12 protein-coding genes and 1 pseudogene are annotated in these 13484 nt (G+C 66.2%); 7 read left to right on the top strand and 6 right to left on the bottom strand.

Annotation, left to right across the window (positions count from 1 at the left end):
• Positions 1-7: 7 nt before the first annotated feature.
• Positions 8-310: a DUF397 domain-containing protein gene (locus ACWDZ7_RS36200; RefSeq protein ID WP_451802994.1), complete on the top strand. Its 303-nt coding sequence runs from the start codon at positions 8-10 to the stop codon at positions 308-310.
• A 122-nt stretch (positions 311-432) separates the two neighbouring features.
• On the opposite strand, the gene ACWDZ7_RS36195 is transcribed toward ACWDZ7_RS36200, so the two are convergent.
• From ACWDZ7_RS36195 to ACWDZ7_RS36180, 4 genes are all read right to left on the bottom strand, one after another.
• Positions 433-735 carry a WXG100 family type VII secretion target gene (locus ACWDZ7_RS36195; protein ID WP_451518697.1) on the bottom strand — a complete coding sequence of 101 codons (303 nt, stop codon included), beginning with the start codon at positions 733-735 and terminating at the stop codon, positions 433-435.
• Positions 736-820: 85 nt separating this feature from the next.
• The gene (locus tag ACWDZ7_RS36190; protein ID WP_451802993.1) at positions 821-1159 is read right to left on the bottom strand and encodes a WXG100 family type VII secretion target; all 339 of its coding nucleotides are present in this window, start codon (positions 1157-1159) and stop codon (positions 821-823) included.
• A gap of 57 nt (positions 1160-1216) precedes the next feature.
• Complete coding sequence (locus ACWDZ7_RS36185) at positions 1217-2515, bottom strand: S8 family serine peptidase (protein WP_451802992.1); 1299 nt, start codon at positions 2513-2515, stop codon at positions 1217-1219.
• A 1579-nt stretch (positions 2516-4094) separates the two neighbouring features.
• The gene (locus ACWDZ7_RS36180) at positions 4095-4496 is read right to left on the bottom strand and encodes a hypothetical protein (protein WP_451802991.1); all 402 of its coding nucleotides are present in this window, start codon (positions 4494-4496) and stop codon (positions 4095-4097) included.
• Between the two features lie 480 nt (positions 4497-4976).
• Here ACWDZ7_RS36180 and ACWDZ7_RS36175 point away from each other — a divergent pair, with 480 nt between their 5' ends.
• The 3 genes from ACWDZ7_RS36175 to ACWDZ7_RS36165 are packed head-to-tail and all read left to right on the top strand — an operon-like array spanning position 4977 to position 7782.
• Entirely contained in the window at positions 4977-5462 is a 486-nt protein-coding gene (locus tag ACWDZ7_RS36175) for a hypothetical protein (RefSeq protein WP_451802990.1), read from the top strand.
• A 9-nt stretch (positions 5463-5471) separates the two neighbouring features.
• A complete protein-coding gene (locus ACWDZ7_RS36170; protein ID WP_451802989.1) occupies positions 5472-7253 on the top strand; it encodes an alpha/beta hydrolase in 1782 nt (593 codons plus the stop codon).
• 58 nt (positions 7254-7311) lie between these two features.
• On the top strand, positions 7312-7782 hold the full coding sequence (locus ACWDZ7_RS36165; RefSeq protein WP_451802988.1) for a hypothetical protein: 471 nt from the start codon (positions 7312-7314) through the stop codon (positions 7780-7782).
• Positions 7783-7808: 26 nt separating this feature from the next.
• On the opposite strand, the gene mycP is transcribed toward ACWDZ7_RS36165, so the two are convergent.
• Both mycP and eccB read right to left on the bottom strand, forming a co-directional pair.
• Complete coding sequence (gene mycP / locus ACWDZ7_RS36160; protein ID WP_451802987.1) at positions 7809-9050, bottom strand: type VII secretion-associated serine protease mycosin; 1242 nt, start codon at positions 9048-9050, stop codon at positions 7809-7811.
• 12 nt (positions 9051-9062) lie between these two features.
• On the bottom strand, positions 9063-10589 hold the full coding sequence (gene eccB, locus ACWDZ7_RS36155; protein WP_451802986.1) for a type VII secretion protein EccB: 1527 nt from the start codon (positions 10587-10589) through the stop codon (positions 9063-9065).
• 207 nt (positions 10590-10796) lie between these two features.
• Here eccB and eccE point away from each other — a divergent pair, with 207 nt between their 5' ends.
• The 3 genes and pseudogenes from eccE to ACWDZ7_RS36140 all read left to right on the top strand — a co-directional run.
• On the top strand, positions 10797-12056 hold the full coding sequence (gene eccE / locus ACWDZ7_RS36150; protein WP_451802985.1) for a type VII secretion protein EccE: 1260 nt from the start codon (positions 10797-10799) through the stop codon (positions 12054-12056).
• Positions 12056-12784 (top strand): hypothetical protein, encoded by a 729-nt coding sequence (locus ACWDZ7_RS36145; protein WP_451802984.1) that lies wholly within the window; start codon positions 12056-12058, stop codon positions 12782-12784. The genes eccE and ACWDZ7_RS36145 overlap by 1 nt, the downstream gene beginning before the upstream one ends.
• A 77-nt stretch (positions 12785-12861) precedes the next feature.
• Positions 12862-13170, top strand: a pseudogene (locus ACWDZ7_RS36140) (hypothetical protein); the annotation flags it as partial.
• Positions 13171-13484: the final 314 nt, after the last annotated feature.

Below are 13484 nucleotides of genomic sequence, written 5' to 3'. Positions count from 1 at the left end.
GCTCCGCATGACCGAAGCACCGGACACCGAGGCACGGGACAAGGCTCGCAAGGAACGCGAGAAGGAGGAGCTCTACGCGCTCGACATCTCCGACGTCGAATGGCGCAGCGCTCCCGGCACCGAGCACCACGAAGAGCGGGTCGAGATCGCGGATCTGCCCGGGGGCGCGGTGGCGATGCGGTCGTCGCTGGAGCCGGAGACAGTCCTGCGGTACACGGAGGCGGAGTGGCGGGCCTTTGTGCTGGGGGCGCGGGACGGTGAGTTCGATCTGGAGCCTTCCGCACGCAATGGCGGGCTTCCCGCGGAGTGAGGAACGGGCGACGTGAAGGGTGGACGCCTCCCGCGCGCGTCCACCCTTCACGTCCTACGCCTACGCCTACGTCCTACGTCCTACTTTCTACTCCTGCATTTTCGTCCCGCACCCGCACGGACTCATTGGAAGTAGCTGGCGCCCTTGAGGTCACCGCCGCGGTAGTCGCCGCCGGCTTGGCCGACCTTCTGGCCGATCTCCACGAGGGCCCGGTGGATGGCCTCGACGTGCTGGTCCCATTCCTTCTGTTTGACGGTGTACGCCGTGTGGGCCTCGCCCTCCCAGCCCTCGGCCACCTTGGCCACGGCCCGCTTGATGTCGGCGAGGTCGGCTTCGAGCTGCTTGGCCTGGATGCCGAGTTCGGTGGTGATGGCGTCAAGGCCGCCGTACTTGACGGCGAGTTCGTCCAGGTGAACGTTTGCCATGCTTGCCCCGTTTCTCAGGTGTGGTGCGTTGGGTGCTCTGCGCTGAATGCTGCGCGCTGAATGCTGTGCGCCGGATGCTGTGCGCTCAGTAGCTGCTGATGGCCGAGTGCTTACCGCCGTACTGGACGTCGATGCTGTTCATCGTCGACTGGACCTGGTCCTCAAGGCCGTCCACGAGCTTCTCGTTGCCGCTGATGCCTTCGAGGAAGTCCACCAGGAGGTTGCCGATCGCTCGCATGTGCTGGTTGATCTCGGTCTGCTTCTTGTCGAAGGCGTGCGCTCCGATGCCCCGCCAGTTGGCCTCCATCGTGTCGAGCGTTCCCTGGAGACGCTTGAGCTGCTTCTGGACCGAGTCGTACTTGCCCACGATCTCTTTCTTCAGAAGCGCTACTTGCTGGTTGTTCAATTTCTGGCCGTCAGCCACGGTCGGGCCCCCTTCGTCTACCTTCGTTGGGATGTATCGGTTGGTTTCATGCCGAGTTCAGGCTCTGCGCCGAGCGCGCACCGCGGCGTAACCACCGCCGCAGAGCACGACGACGACGGCGGCGAGCCCGCCGCCGATGATCCACCTCCGGGAGGAGTCGCCGCCGTCCGAGGATTTCGCCACCGTGGCTTGTGCGTCGCCTGAAGTGCCCTTGTGTGGAGGCGGTGAAGAGGACGCGGCGGGTGCGGAGGCGGAGGCAGAAGGAGCAGTGCCGTCCTCGTCGCTTCCAGCAACCGCGGTCTTCTTGTTCGTGATCGGATCGACGTCCGCGGGGCCGGGCTTTCCCTCGCCCTTCACGACATTGCGGGCGGGCCGGATCAGCCCATAGCCGAGGTAGTCACTGGGCTTGTCCTTCGGCCAGTCGCGGCCCGCGGTGTCGATGAGGACGCGGAGGACCTGGTTGGCGGTCCAGTCGGGGTGCTTGGACCAGACGAGGGCGGCGGAGGCGGAGGCGATGGCGGTGGCGGAGCTGGTGCCGCCGCCGCCGTTGTCGCAGTACGAGCGGAATGTCGCGTCACACCAGTGGGGAATATCCCGGCCCGGCGCGGCAAGATCCACATAGGCACCGAACTCCGAGTACTTGGCGACCTTGCCGGACCGATCAGCGGCGGATACGCCCGCGACCTGGGGATACGCGGCGGGGTACCCGATGAAGTTCTTCTTCTCCGCATCGTTTCCCACGCCCGCGAACATCAGCTTCCCCTTTGAAGCGGCGTACTCCACTGCCGCCTTCTCCTCCGGGTACATGAAGTCGCTGCCGAACGACATGTTGATGATGTGCGCATCGCTGTCGGCGGCAGCGCGAATGGCTTCAGCACTGTCGCTTTCCTGCTCACCGCCAAGGGAAGTTCGGAAAGAGATGACTTCCGCTCCAGGCGCCAGCCCCTTGAGCCCTCCGTTTCGGCCGGAACCAACGATCAGCTCCGCCATGGTCGTTCCATGACTGTCGTAGTCGTCCAGCGACCCGCCCCGCTTTCCCGTTACGTCCTTTCCAGGCATCACACGGCCTTTGAGGGAGGGCGTCATCGAAACACCGGAGTCGACGACAGCAACTTTGATCCCCTTACCGGTGCTCACCTTCCAAAGGTCATCGGAGCTCATCGCATCCAGGTACCACTGTTTCGGCTGGGCGTCGGCAGCAACCGTGCCCGGAGCCAGCCCGACAGACAGGAGGGCCAGTACGCCAACTACCAAACCACCGGTGGCGACCCGTCCCCGTGTCCTCCGCGTGAACGGCGCATACCACCTGCCGTATCGGCCTAACCCTGCTTTCATGCCCTGCATGCCCTCGCTCACGATCAGTTGACTACTGGCGGCACGGGCCGCGCCCCATAGGGCGGATGCATCTCTTCGTCCTCGGCCAACCCGTCAGGCCGCTGCGCGGCCTCCTCACCTTCTTCGCCAGGGAGCCGCTGGTTACCCATGGAAGCGCGTGCTAGACCGGTCCCACCAGCGGTGAACCCGTTTCTGCACCCCGCGTCCGCGTCCGTGCGCCCCTTCGGAGTGCCAACGACGCCGGTAGGGCTACCAAGGGTCCGACGAGGCGTCTGGCCTCTGCCACCACCTTGCGGACTCGCCCCCACTACCCCTCGCTGGCCAACGCTGACGCTCTCTGCTGAAGAGGTACGTGTTCCCTGAGCACCGATGACGGGACCTCGTGGCGCCCTCAAACCGGCCGAGCCGGACACGGGCCCCGGCTGTGGACGCCCTCCGACCACGCCTTGGGGTCGCGCCGCGCCAGTGGGATTCGGACCGCCCGGGTTTGGGCCCGGCACTCCGTGGGGCCGTGGCGTTCCACCGGTGACACCGCGCCCAACCGGTGGCTGCCCAGGTCCTGCCGGGCCACCGATGCTCCGCCCCTGGCCAGTCGGACCGCCCGGCCCAGTCGGCCCTAGTGGGCCACGCCCTGGGCCCCCTCCGGGGCCCAGGGGGCCACTCGACCCTGTTCGTCCCTGCGAAGGCATCGGGTTCTTCGTGACTCCCGTAGGACCAGAGGTACGTGCGGTGGGTCCGCTGATCACCGGACTGAAACGGCTTCGACCCAACGGAGGAACAGGCGTCGCGTCATTCGGCATTGGGCCCGAAGGCGGAGTCTGGGCGACCGGAGCCGGGTTAGCTGTCTGGGGAGGCAACGTGCCGACGCTGTCTATCTCCGTACCGACAGAACGAACGGGAGGCACGACGGCGCCTTGCGCCTCCTCGTGAGACGGCGAGGAGGCATCCGGGCCGGCAGGGCCGGTCGACGCGGTGTCAGCTAAGGGCTGGAACGCCGAATGGGTTCCGGCAGCGCCTGTGGTGGTATACGCACCGCCTCCCCCGACGTCGAACAAGATCGGGCTGCGCTCCGGCCTCGGCACCCCCACCTTCGGCATCGCCGAAAACGTAGGCGGCTCCTGCCTGGCCATGCCCTCCTGCGACACCAGATAGAACGACGCCAACCGGTTCATCTGGTTGATCGCCTCTTGCCGATGCCGCTCCGCCTTGACGGCGGCACCGTACTCCTCGTTCCCCTCAACTCTCTTAGGAGAGGGGATATCCTCGACGGCCTTCGGGTCGGCACGACTGTCGCGCGGCGGCATGGAGCCGCGTACGGACGCCAAGCCCGCACCGGCCGAAGCCATTTGCACGCTCGCGGCTTCGGCGAAGTCGGAGAGCTTGTGGGTGTCCTTGACGAGGTTCTTGCCCCATTTACGGAAAGCCTGCCCCGCCTCGCCCTCCCAGTCGACCCGGTCGATATGCCCGCCCAGTTCCCTGGCAGCTGCGGCGATCGCGTCGCGCGCCTTCTGGAGCGCCTCGCCAGCACTTTCCAGATCGCCCGGCTTGGCCTGCTCGACCAGGTCGATCATGTCATTGAGACGGTGCCCTTCGAAGCCCACTACGACCACCCGGCGTCAGACTTGTCGCTGCCGTGGCCACCCTGCTCCTCAGGCCTGCCGCCGCGCTCACGCCCGGCCGCTCCCAGCTCCCGGTCGACCTTGGTCTGGATAGCCCAAAAGCGTTGCCGCAGATCGTCTTCGAGGTTGTCGAAGCCGACGTCCGCGCCATGCACGGCGATCCCCATCGCCTCGATCTGGTCACCGAGCATCTTGGAGAGCGAGGTCAGCCGCTCATGTACCTGGTCGTACTGCGAGTGCAAGCCGTCGGCCTCGGGGAATGCGCTGCCCGTGCCACTGAAGGAAGCCCGGGAGACCTTCTGCGTGCCGACGTTGGACGGACCGGCGGCCGAGCCCTCGAACTCCGTGAGGACAGTGTTGATTCGCCGCCGGAACGTCTTCAACGCTTCCAGGCCGCGCTTGACATCAGCGCCTGCTGACGGCGCAGTGCCCTCGTACCCGTCCGTAGGAAGCACGAGACGTTCCCTCCCCGTTACCCTGCCCGGCCTTCTCGTGACCGCGATGATTGGTGATCACTTGTGTATCTGTGTCACTCTAGTCACTCCCTGTGTCCCAACCAACTGGGCTACACGTGACGGCAGTTGCAAATCGGCCACCCCTCGGGACTTGGACGAACCGCGACCCGGCGTTCGATGCCAGTCGCACACGTCATCTCTGACCCCTCACGGCCTGTCGCAGTATGCACAATGCCACCACCGCGCCTCCGCAGCGACGTACTGGCTACTCAACCCTTCTGAGTACGTCTACTCAGTCCCTTGAGACGCAACCACCGCTACTCTCACGGGCGTTCAGGTCGTCCAGCGGGGCCGGCAACCGTGACGCACTGGCACCCAAAGGAAACACTCTAAGGAGGGAGACCACGTATGGCGTGGGATGAATGGGAGCAGCTCAAAGCCAATGCGGCAGACCGCCACCCCACACAGCTGCAGCTCAACCAAGCTCCGACTGACCGGGGGAGCGCCGACCCAAGCCCTAGCGGTGCAGATGGCTGGGACAGCGGTGGCTCGACCGGGCTCAAGTCCAGTAGGGCTGCGTGGAGCAAAGCTGGGGAGGGGGTCGGCTCGCTGCGAGAGAACATCAGCAAGGCGTTGGCGAAGCTGGAGGACGGCCAGAAAGGGCTCGGCCAAGGCCCTCAGTGTCTTAGCGCGGCAGCTCAGCAGAGCGTCCACGATTCCTGGGAGCGCTACGTCAAGGACGTGAGCCGCAGATGTGGCTCTCTTCAGAAATTGTTGGAGCAGATGGGCCGTCATCAGCAGAAGACCGACGAGGCAGTGGAAGCCGGGATCTCGAAGTTGTCCGTCGCGTACGGGGACACGCCGGCTACGGGCGGCCAGGCCAAGGGACAGTGACCTCCGACAATGGATTACACGACACTCAGATCCCTCACTCCATCCGAGTTCGAGAACGCAGCGGACGGGTATCGCACGACCAGCGACATGGCCAGTACGGCCAAGGACCACATCGACAAACAAGTCACTGCTGGCATGCGGAAATCCCTCGAAGGTGCGACTGCCAGGGCAGCCCTCAAACAATTGTCCGAGCTGGCGGAGAATTTCCACTACACCCAGGTCGAGTGCGGCTTGATCGGAACGGCACTCAGCGGCTTCGCCTATGACATCGCTGCGGCAAAGAGGAAACTTGACTCAGCCGTTGATGCTGCCCAGGCAGAGAAATTTACCGTAAACCGTGATGGCACAGTTACTTATCCGTCAGCTGGTAAGAAGACCAACGGCGAAAAGCCCGAAGGCGGAACAGCAAACGGCACGACTGACGAAACCGCATCCGGCCTGAACCGCCAGGCCGCCAACTTCGATCCCAATCCGAACTATGCCCGCGCCCAGGAGTACGCCGACCGCATCGCCGCGGCCATCAAGGAGGCGACGGAAGCCGACGAGAAGTGGGCTCCGAAGCTACGGGCACTCAAGGCTGATGATGATCTTTCGGTTTCTGCCCGGGACTGGTCCGACGCGCAGGCCGACATGCATGGAGTTCGAGAGGCAGCGAAAGAGTATCTGGAGACGCTTGGAGGGCCTCCCAAGGACGGCACCCCCCAGGAGAACGCGAAGTGGTGGAAGAACCTCACTGCGGAGGAACAGGCTGATTACGTCGCTGTCCGGCCTGCGTCGGTAGGAGCCTTGGACGGCCTGCCGGCGGATGTCCGTGACGAGGCCAACCGCATGGTACTGGCTGAGAAGCAAGGCCAGTACGAGGTGGCGCTGAAGGCCATCCCGCCGGAGCCAATCAATAAGTGGGTCAACGGTGGTGGTCGTGTGGGCATGGTACACAGCGATGAATGGATGGACTGGCACAGAAAGTACAGCGAGCGAAAGGAGCATCTTGAAAGTTCGCTCAACGGAATGCAGAAGATTCAGGACCGCTTCGACTCCGCAGGCGTCGATGGACTACCCGAAGCCTACCTGCTCGGTTTCAGCGCGGAGGGGAACGGCCGCGCGATCATCGCTACAGGGAATCCGGATACTGCTGACCACACAGCCGTCTATGTTCCCGGCACGACCTCGAACCTAGGGAAGGTCGGAGGAGACATCGATCGCATGACGAATCTGTGGAGAGAAGCCAATGCGGTTGGCGAAGGAGAATCAGTCTCCACTCTGACGTGGCTCGGATACGACGCCCCGCAGAGCATCGTAAAAGATGCCCCCTTCGAACACTACGCGGACGACGGGGCACCGGTCTTCAATCAATTTTTGGACGGGCTCGACGCCTCGCGCACCACCGATTCGGAGGGCCATCGCACCGTCATCGGCCACTCATACGGCACCACGCTGGTTGGCTCCGCAGCCCGACAGGGTGACCTCAACGCAGACGACGTGGTGTTCGCGGGCAGTCCTGGGGTTCAGGTGGGCTCGGCCTCGGAAATGGACGTCCCCCGGGGACACGTCTGGAATCAGGAGGCGGAAGGTGATGTGGTCCCGGACATCGGCCGCTACGGGCACGGCGGAAGTCAGTTCAATGTAGGCGGCGGGGTATGGATCATCCCCAGCGACGAGCTCTTTGGGGCGAATCAGATGGCCACGGACACACATGGACACAGCGACTATTGGGATAGTGGTACCACCAGTCTCGAGAACCAAGCCCAAGTCGTGGTAGGCCGGACAGGGAACGTAGACCTTGAAGAATGAGACGCGAACCGCAGCACTTCTGTTGTCCCTCGCTTTCACCTCACTCACGGGATGCAGCATGACTGATTCAAGCGGAACCACTGACTCCGTTCCCTCGTCCGGTACACGGAGTATCGACGATGCGCGATCTGAAACAAAAAGAGTATCCAGCGACATCCTTGACATCATCGGCCTCCAGGGAAAAGTTTCCGAGCCCGGCCCGGGCGTGACCCGGTGCGGCGAGGAAAGGGACCACGAGAAGTTCTTCCGGATGCGTCATCCCTGGAGCTTCACGCCAGAATCGGACAAGGGGCTTGACGACGTGATGAAACGCCTCAGGGAAGAGCTGCCCAAGAATGGGTGGAAGGTCGTCGAGTACGAGCGCGATACCAGCCCGAACAGAAATCTGAACCTCACTGCCGACAATGACAAGAGGAAATTCAGCGTCCGCGTCACGCACTACGCTAAGGACAACCCGCCCAAGTTGACCGTAAGAGTGATCTCAGGCTGCTACCAGGTACCAGAAGGCGAAAGAGTCGACCAGTACTGACGTCTGCAACTCTCCTCGCAACGACGCTACTGCGTCCGTCGGCGTCTGCGTCGCGCATCTCGCACAGCCACTCCTGTCCCGCCAAGCCCCGCTACCAGCACCACCGCCCCCACTGCTACGTACGTGGCGATACGCGCCGTACGCTCTTCCGATGTCTCGCCCAGGTGGAGTTTCGCGGGAGTTGGGGCTTTCGCTCGGGTGAGGCCCTCTCCGGGCGTAGGTGTCTCGATCGGGTGGTCGTCTTCCGTCAGGGCGCGGACCGGGTCCACGACGCCCCAGCCGACCAGGCGGTCGTGGCCGGCCACTGAGCGCTCCGCCGTCTGCTTGATCTGGGCGGTGATCTGTCGGGTGGTCCAGTTCGGATGCTTGGCCTTGAGGAGGGCCGCGACGCCTGCCACGTACGGGGCGGCGAAGCTGGTCCCGTTGTCGGCGCAGTGGCCGCCCCCTGGGACTGTGGAGACCATGTCCACACCGGGAGCCGCCACGCCCACGAACTCGCCGGACTGGGAGAAGGGGGCACGTTCGTTGTTGCGGTCCGAGGCGGCGACCGCCAGTACTCCCTCGTAGGAGGCGGGGTAGGTCTTCTTGACGTTGCCGCCCAGGCCGTCGTTGCCGGCGGAGGCGACGACGACCCGCTGCATCCCCAGCGCCCTGTCCACCGCCTGTTCGAGTGCGGGGGCCGGCTCGACGGCGTTGGCTGTGTCCTGGGAGATGTTGATGATGTCCGCGCCCGCGTCGACCGCGTAGTCGATCGCCTCCGCGAGCTTCTGTGCGGTGCCGTGGCCCTCCGCGTCGTTCTGCTGGATGGGGATGATCGTCGCTTTGGGGGCGAGGCCCACGAATCCGGTGTCCTTGGCAGGGCGTGCCGCGATGATGCCCGCTACGCGCGTGCCGTGGCCGACGTTGTCCGTCGTGCCGTTCGCCTTGCCGCGCTCGATCTTCTTGCCCTTGTCGTCCTTCGTCGGGAGATAATTGCGTCCGCGTGAAGCGTCCACCGCGCGGGCGAGTTGAGGGTTCTTCGTGTCCACACCCGTGTCGATCACCGCCACCCGTACGCCCTCGCCCGCGGACTGTCGCCACAGTTCGTCCAGGAGGACGCGTTGTAGAGCCCAAGGGCGGCCCGCGTACTTCTTGGACGGGAACTCACACTGATCCGTGGCCTGTGGCACGGCAATGGCAGGACCGGCTGCTGCCACCGTGAAGGCTAGCCCTACGGCTGCTGTCACGGCTCGCCGCGCCCAGGGAGCCTGGGTGGATGCGTAGGTCATCGTCGACTTCCCCTAAGAGCCTTGCGGCTGGCGCGCCGCCGCTGTCGACAGACGCGGGCCCGTCGGGAGGAGCGTGGACCAGGCGGCCGGTATCGGGGCGACCTCCGCGTCGGCGTATCCGAGGCGGGTCTGGGCCTGCCGCGCCTCCTGTTGCTCACGCTTTCGCTGCTTGGTGGAGGTTCCGATGCCTTCGTCGTCCGTCGCGCTGTCGCTGTTGGACTGCATCGCGTACCGCAGGCCCGTGTCGGTGACCAGGAACACGCTGCCCGCTTTGGTCTCCGATCCCAGGAACTGCCGGTAGAGCTGGCCCGATCCGGGGGTGACGTACGCGCTCGAATAGCCGGTCGGAAGGCCGACCGGGAAGTCGGTGCCTGCCCAGGTGCTCAGCTTCGTTCTGCCGTTGTCCGCGTCGACGTGGCGCAGGACGTTGCACACGGTGGTGCGGCCGCCGTGGGCGACGGAGGCGCTGTTGGCAGGCGAGGGCTTCTCGGACGGCCAGGTGTACTGTGCGCCGAATTCCTCGGCGTCGGGAGTGAAGGCTCCGGCACTGATGTCACGGGCGTGGCCCGCTTGTCCCAGGTCGGCCAGGCTCCGGCTGCTCAGGAGCAGCTTCGCGGTGAAGTCGGAGACCGGTGCGACGCGTCCGGGCAGGACTACGTAGTGCTGCATTCTGTCGCCGTTGTTCGCCCGGAGGACCATGCCCACCTTGTTCGCCGCCGGGTCCCGCAGGTCCGGTACGCCGGCGTTGTCCCCGGGAGCGCCCGGCACTGTCGGGAAGGTGATCGGGTCGCCGGGATGCAGCGTCTTGAGCCATTGCTTGGAGACCCGCTGCGGTACGCGGTCGGATCCCACCAGGGTGCGCGGCAGGAGCTCGTCCTTCGGGGAGACCCGGTAGGCGGTGCCCTGCGCGTCGACCACGTAGCGGACCTTGTCGGGGCCGACGACGTACAACAGCTCGCCACCACGAAGACGTTCGTCGCCGTCGGTCCTGCCCTTATCGCGTGCGGCGAGCACGAACGCGGCCTTCTGGATGGCCCTGCCTCCCTGAACCGGGCGCTCGCACACCGCCCAGCGCTTCGCGGTGCCGGCCTCCGATGCCGACGGCATCCGGTCGGGGGCGTACGGGATGCCGATGGTGGCGCCGTGCGGGATCGTGCCCTTGTCGAGCACGGACTCGTCGACGTTGATGACTTCGCCCTTGCCGTCGTCGAGAAGGAGCTTCGCCGATGCCATGTTGAGGACCGGGTGCAGCCGGCGCTCGCCATCGGTCTTGAGGACGACGTACCGAGTCGTGGAGTCGCTCGCGATGATGACGTGCTCTTTCGGCTTGTCCCAGCCGGGCTTCGCCGCGGGTTTGAACATTCCCCACGCACCGAAGACCGCCAGGACGATCACCCCGACGATGAGGCCGGGCAGTACAGCGCGCATCGGCCGTGGTGCGCCCTCCTCCGAGCCCGAGGGAGATGGTTGGATGAAGGCGGCCAGGGTGCGACGCTTCGCGAAGGTGTAGGCGTTGAGTTCATCCCGCCGTGATGCCATAAATGCCTGCTTCTCCCCGTGCGGCGCCGGGAGCGCGTGGCCCCCACCCTCCGTTGTCAGACCGGACCCCTACTATGCCTGTTGTGTAATCGCGCATGCGTGGTGGGTGAGGTGTCCGGGCTTCTTTGAGCTTCAACTGCCCGACGTCGCGGGCCGATCGCCGATACGAGCGGCTTTACGAGTGTCTTACGGGGGAGGGTTGGGCTGATGACTTCCGCACTGCGGAACAGGGCCACGGGGACGGCCGTCGTGCTTCGTCTCCGCGCCCGCTCAAGGCAGTTCAGCTCGTTTCGCCTGCAACGACTCGTGCTGATCGAGGTCGCCGCTGCCCTGCTGCTGACCGCCTGGGTCCTGGGCCCGCCGGCGGTCGTACTCACGGGCGCGGTGGCAGCCGTGCTGGTGACGTTCGCTGCCGTACGTCGTCACGGGCGCCCCCTGCCCGAATGGCTGGGCACGATGCGGGCGTTGAGGGTACGCAGACGCCTCGCCGCCAGTACGCCGATACCGCCGGGCACAGAGCCTGGGTTCGCCCTTGCTGTGGAGTGCGACCCCGCACTGCGCACGTACACGTACAGCGGCCAGGACGGGCGGCAGTTCGGGATGGTGGGAGACGGCACCTTCGTGACCGCGGTGCTGCAGATCGAGTCGGACTCGACCCCGCTGCGGGCCGAGCGGGAACGGCAGGCGCTACCGGTCGGGCTGGTGCGGGACGCGCTCGACGTGGACGGTATCCGGCTCGAGTCGGCGCAGATCGTGCTGCACACCCAACCGGCGCCCGCGCTGCACCTGCCGCAGGACTCCCTGGCGGTCAGCAACTACGCTCCCCTGCAGGCTCAGACCGGGGCGCCCGCGGTTCGGATCACCTGGATCGCCCTGAAGCTCGACCCCGAGCTGTGTCCCGAGGCAGTGGCAGCACGTGGTGGCGGCCTTGTCGGGGCGCAGAAGTGTGTGGTGCGTGCCGTGGATCAATTGGCGAGTCGCCTCACCGGGGCCGGCTTCCGGGCGACCGTTCTGAGCGAGGACGGACTGACCTCCGCCATCGCCACGTCGGCCTGTGCCAATCCGCTGGTGACGGCGGAGGCCGGGCGGGCCGAGGAACCCCAGCGGCGGACGGAGGAGTCCCCGCGCGCGTGGCGCTGCGACAATCGGCGGCATACGACCTACTGGGTGCGACGCTGGCCCCGGCTCGGGGTTTCCGGGGAACCGTCGCTGCCTCAGCTGGTGGCGCTGCTCACCGCTGTTCCGACGCTGGCCACGACCTTCAGTCTGACGCTGGGGCGCGCCGATCGGCAGGAAGTCTCGTTGCGTGGACATGTGCGGGTGACCGGGCGCAGCGAGGCCGAGCTCGCGGCGGCTCGCGGTGCTGTCGAGCGCGCTTCCCGTCAGGCCGGGAGCACGTTGATGCGGCTCGATCACGAGCAACTGCCTGGAATGCTGGCCACACTGCCGCTCGGCGGTGCCCGTTGATGGCCAGGCCGCTGCCCGGAGGCACCGCGCTGCGCCGCGGCTTCGGGCTCCTGGGGCCGCGCCACGGACGGCATGCGCTCCCGCCCGATGAGGTGGACACGCTTTCACTGCCCATCGGTGACGACGGGGTCGTCATCGGTGTGGACGCGCGGGGTGGGCCCGCGGTCCTTGGGATCAACCGGCCCACGCCTTACGACGTGCTGCTCATCGGAGGGCTCTGGACGGCTCAGGTCATCGCGTTTCGGGCTGCCGCGACCGGGGCCCGCGTGGCGGTCGAGACCGGGCGGGCGGAGGCGTGGGGGCAGTTGGTACGGGCTCTTGGGGCGGGGCAGAGCGGGATGGCTGTGCATGAGGTGGGGCGGGTGCCGCCTTTGGGGGCGTCGGCCGGGAGTCCTGTGCTCGTGGTGCGGGACTGTGGGATGCGGCCGCCTCGGGGGCGGGTTGTGGCCGGGCCCTGGCAGTCGGTGCTGACGGTGTTGCCCTATCTCAGTCCCGTTGCTCCTCGGTTGATGCGGCAGGCCCGGCTTGTGGGGGTGCAGCGGGTCTCGCCGGACGAGGCGGTGCAGATCGGGCGGTCGCTGGGGTTGCCTCGGGGGGACGTGGATTCGTTGCCGACGCTCGCCGATGGGGTGACGTTGTGGTGTGCCGATCGGAACCGGCAGTACGTGATGACGCAGGCCACCGATGTCGAGACCGGATTGTTGGGTGCCGCTCGGCGGATGGACTGAGGCTGAGGCCGAGGGAGAGTTGACGTCGTGTTGGGTGCCTTCCATCCGTTGTCGGGGGGTTTGTCCGGCGCGTTTTGATGTACGTGGATCGCTCTTCTGTGGAGCGTGACGCAATGGACAGCACAGGTGGGGTGGGCTGCCCTGCCGTGCCGGTGGTTTTGGTGATTAGTCTGGGGCAGGGCGTGACGCCGGAAACCCGCGTGCGGGTCGCGTGCGTCTCAACGGGGAGAGCCAGGCGGATCGGACGACAGGAACGGTCGCCCCCCACCACGGCACGAGGGTGCTCGACCACACCAGGAGGCATTGTGAACAGCGATCGGGACGAGATCCGCGGGGGCTGGGACTCACCCGTCGATGATCAGTCCGACGCGGAGTCCGCTGCCGAGACGACGGGCGAGTTCACCATCGACTACGCGCCGCCTGCCTGGTATACGCAGAACGCTTCGGGCAGTGCGGGGGAGACTCCGTCCGCGCCGCCCGTCTCCGCTTCGGCTCCCTCCGAGCCTGCCTCGGAGGCTCCTGTTCCGAGTGCGTCCGCTCCAGCTCCTGCCATGCCTTCCTTCGCCGCGCCGCCCGCGCCCCTGGCTCCGCCCGCCCCTGATGAGCCGTCGTCCGGCACGTCCTCGAACGGTGTTCCCAGTGTGATGCCTAAGCTTCCTGTGGGGAGCGGGTTTCAGCCTGCGGCTCCGGATGAGGAGCG

The organism is Streptomyces sp. NPDC003032 (genome assembly GCF_053591415.1).
The sequence above is the reverse complement of the archived record's forward strand: the minus strand, read 5'-3'. Positions and strand labels throughout refer to the sequence as shown.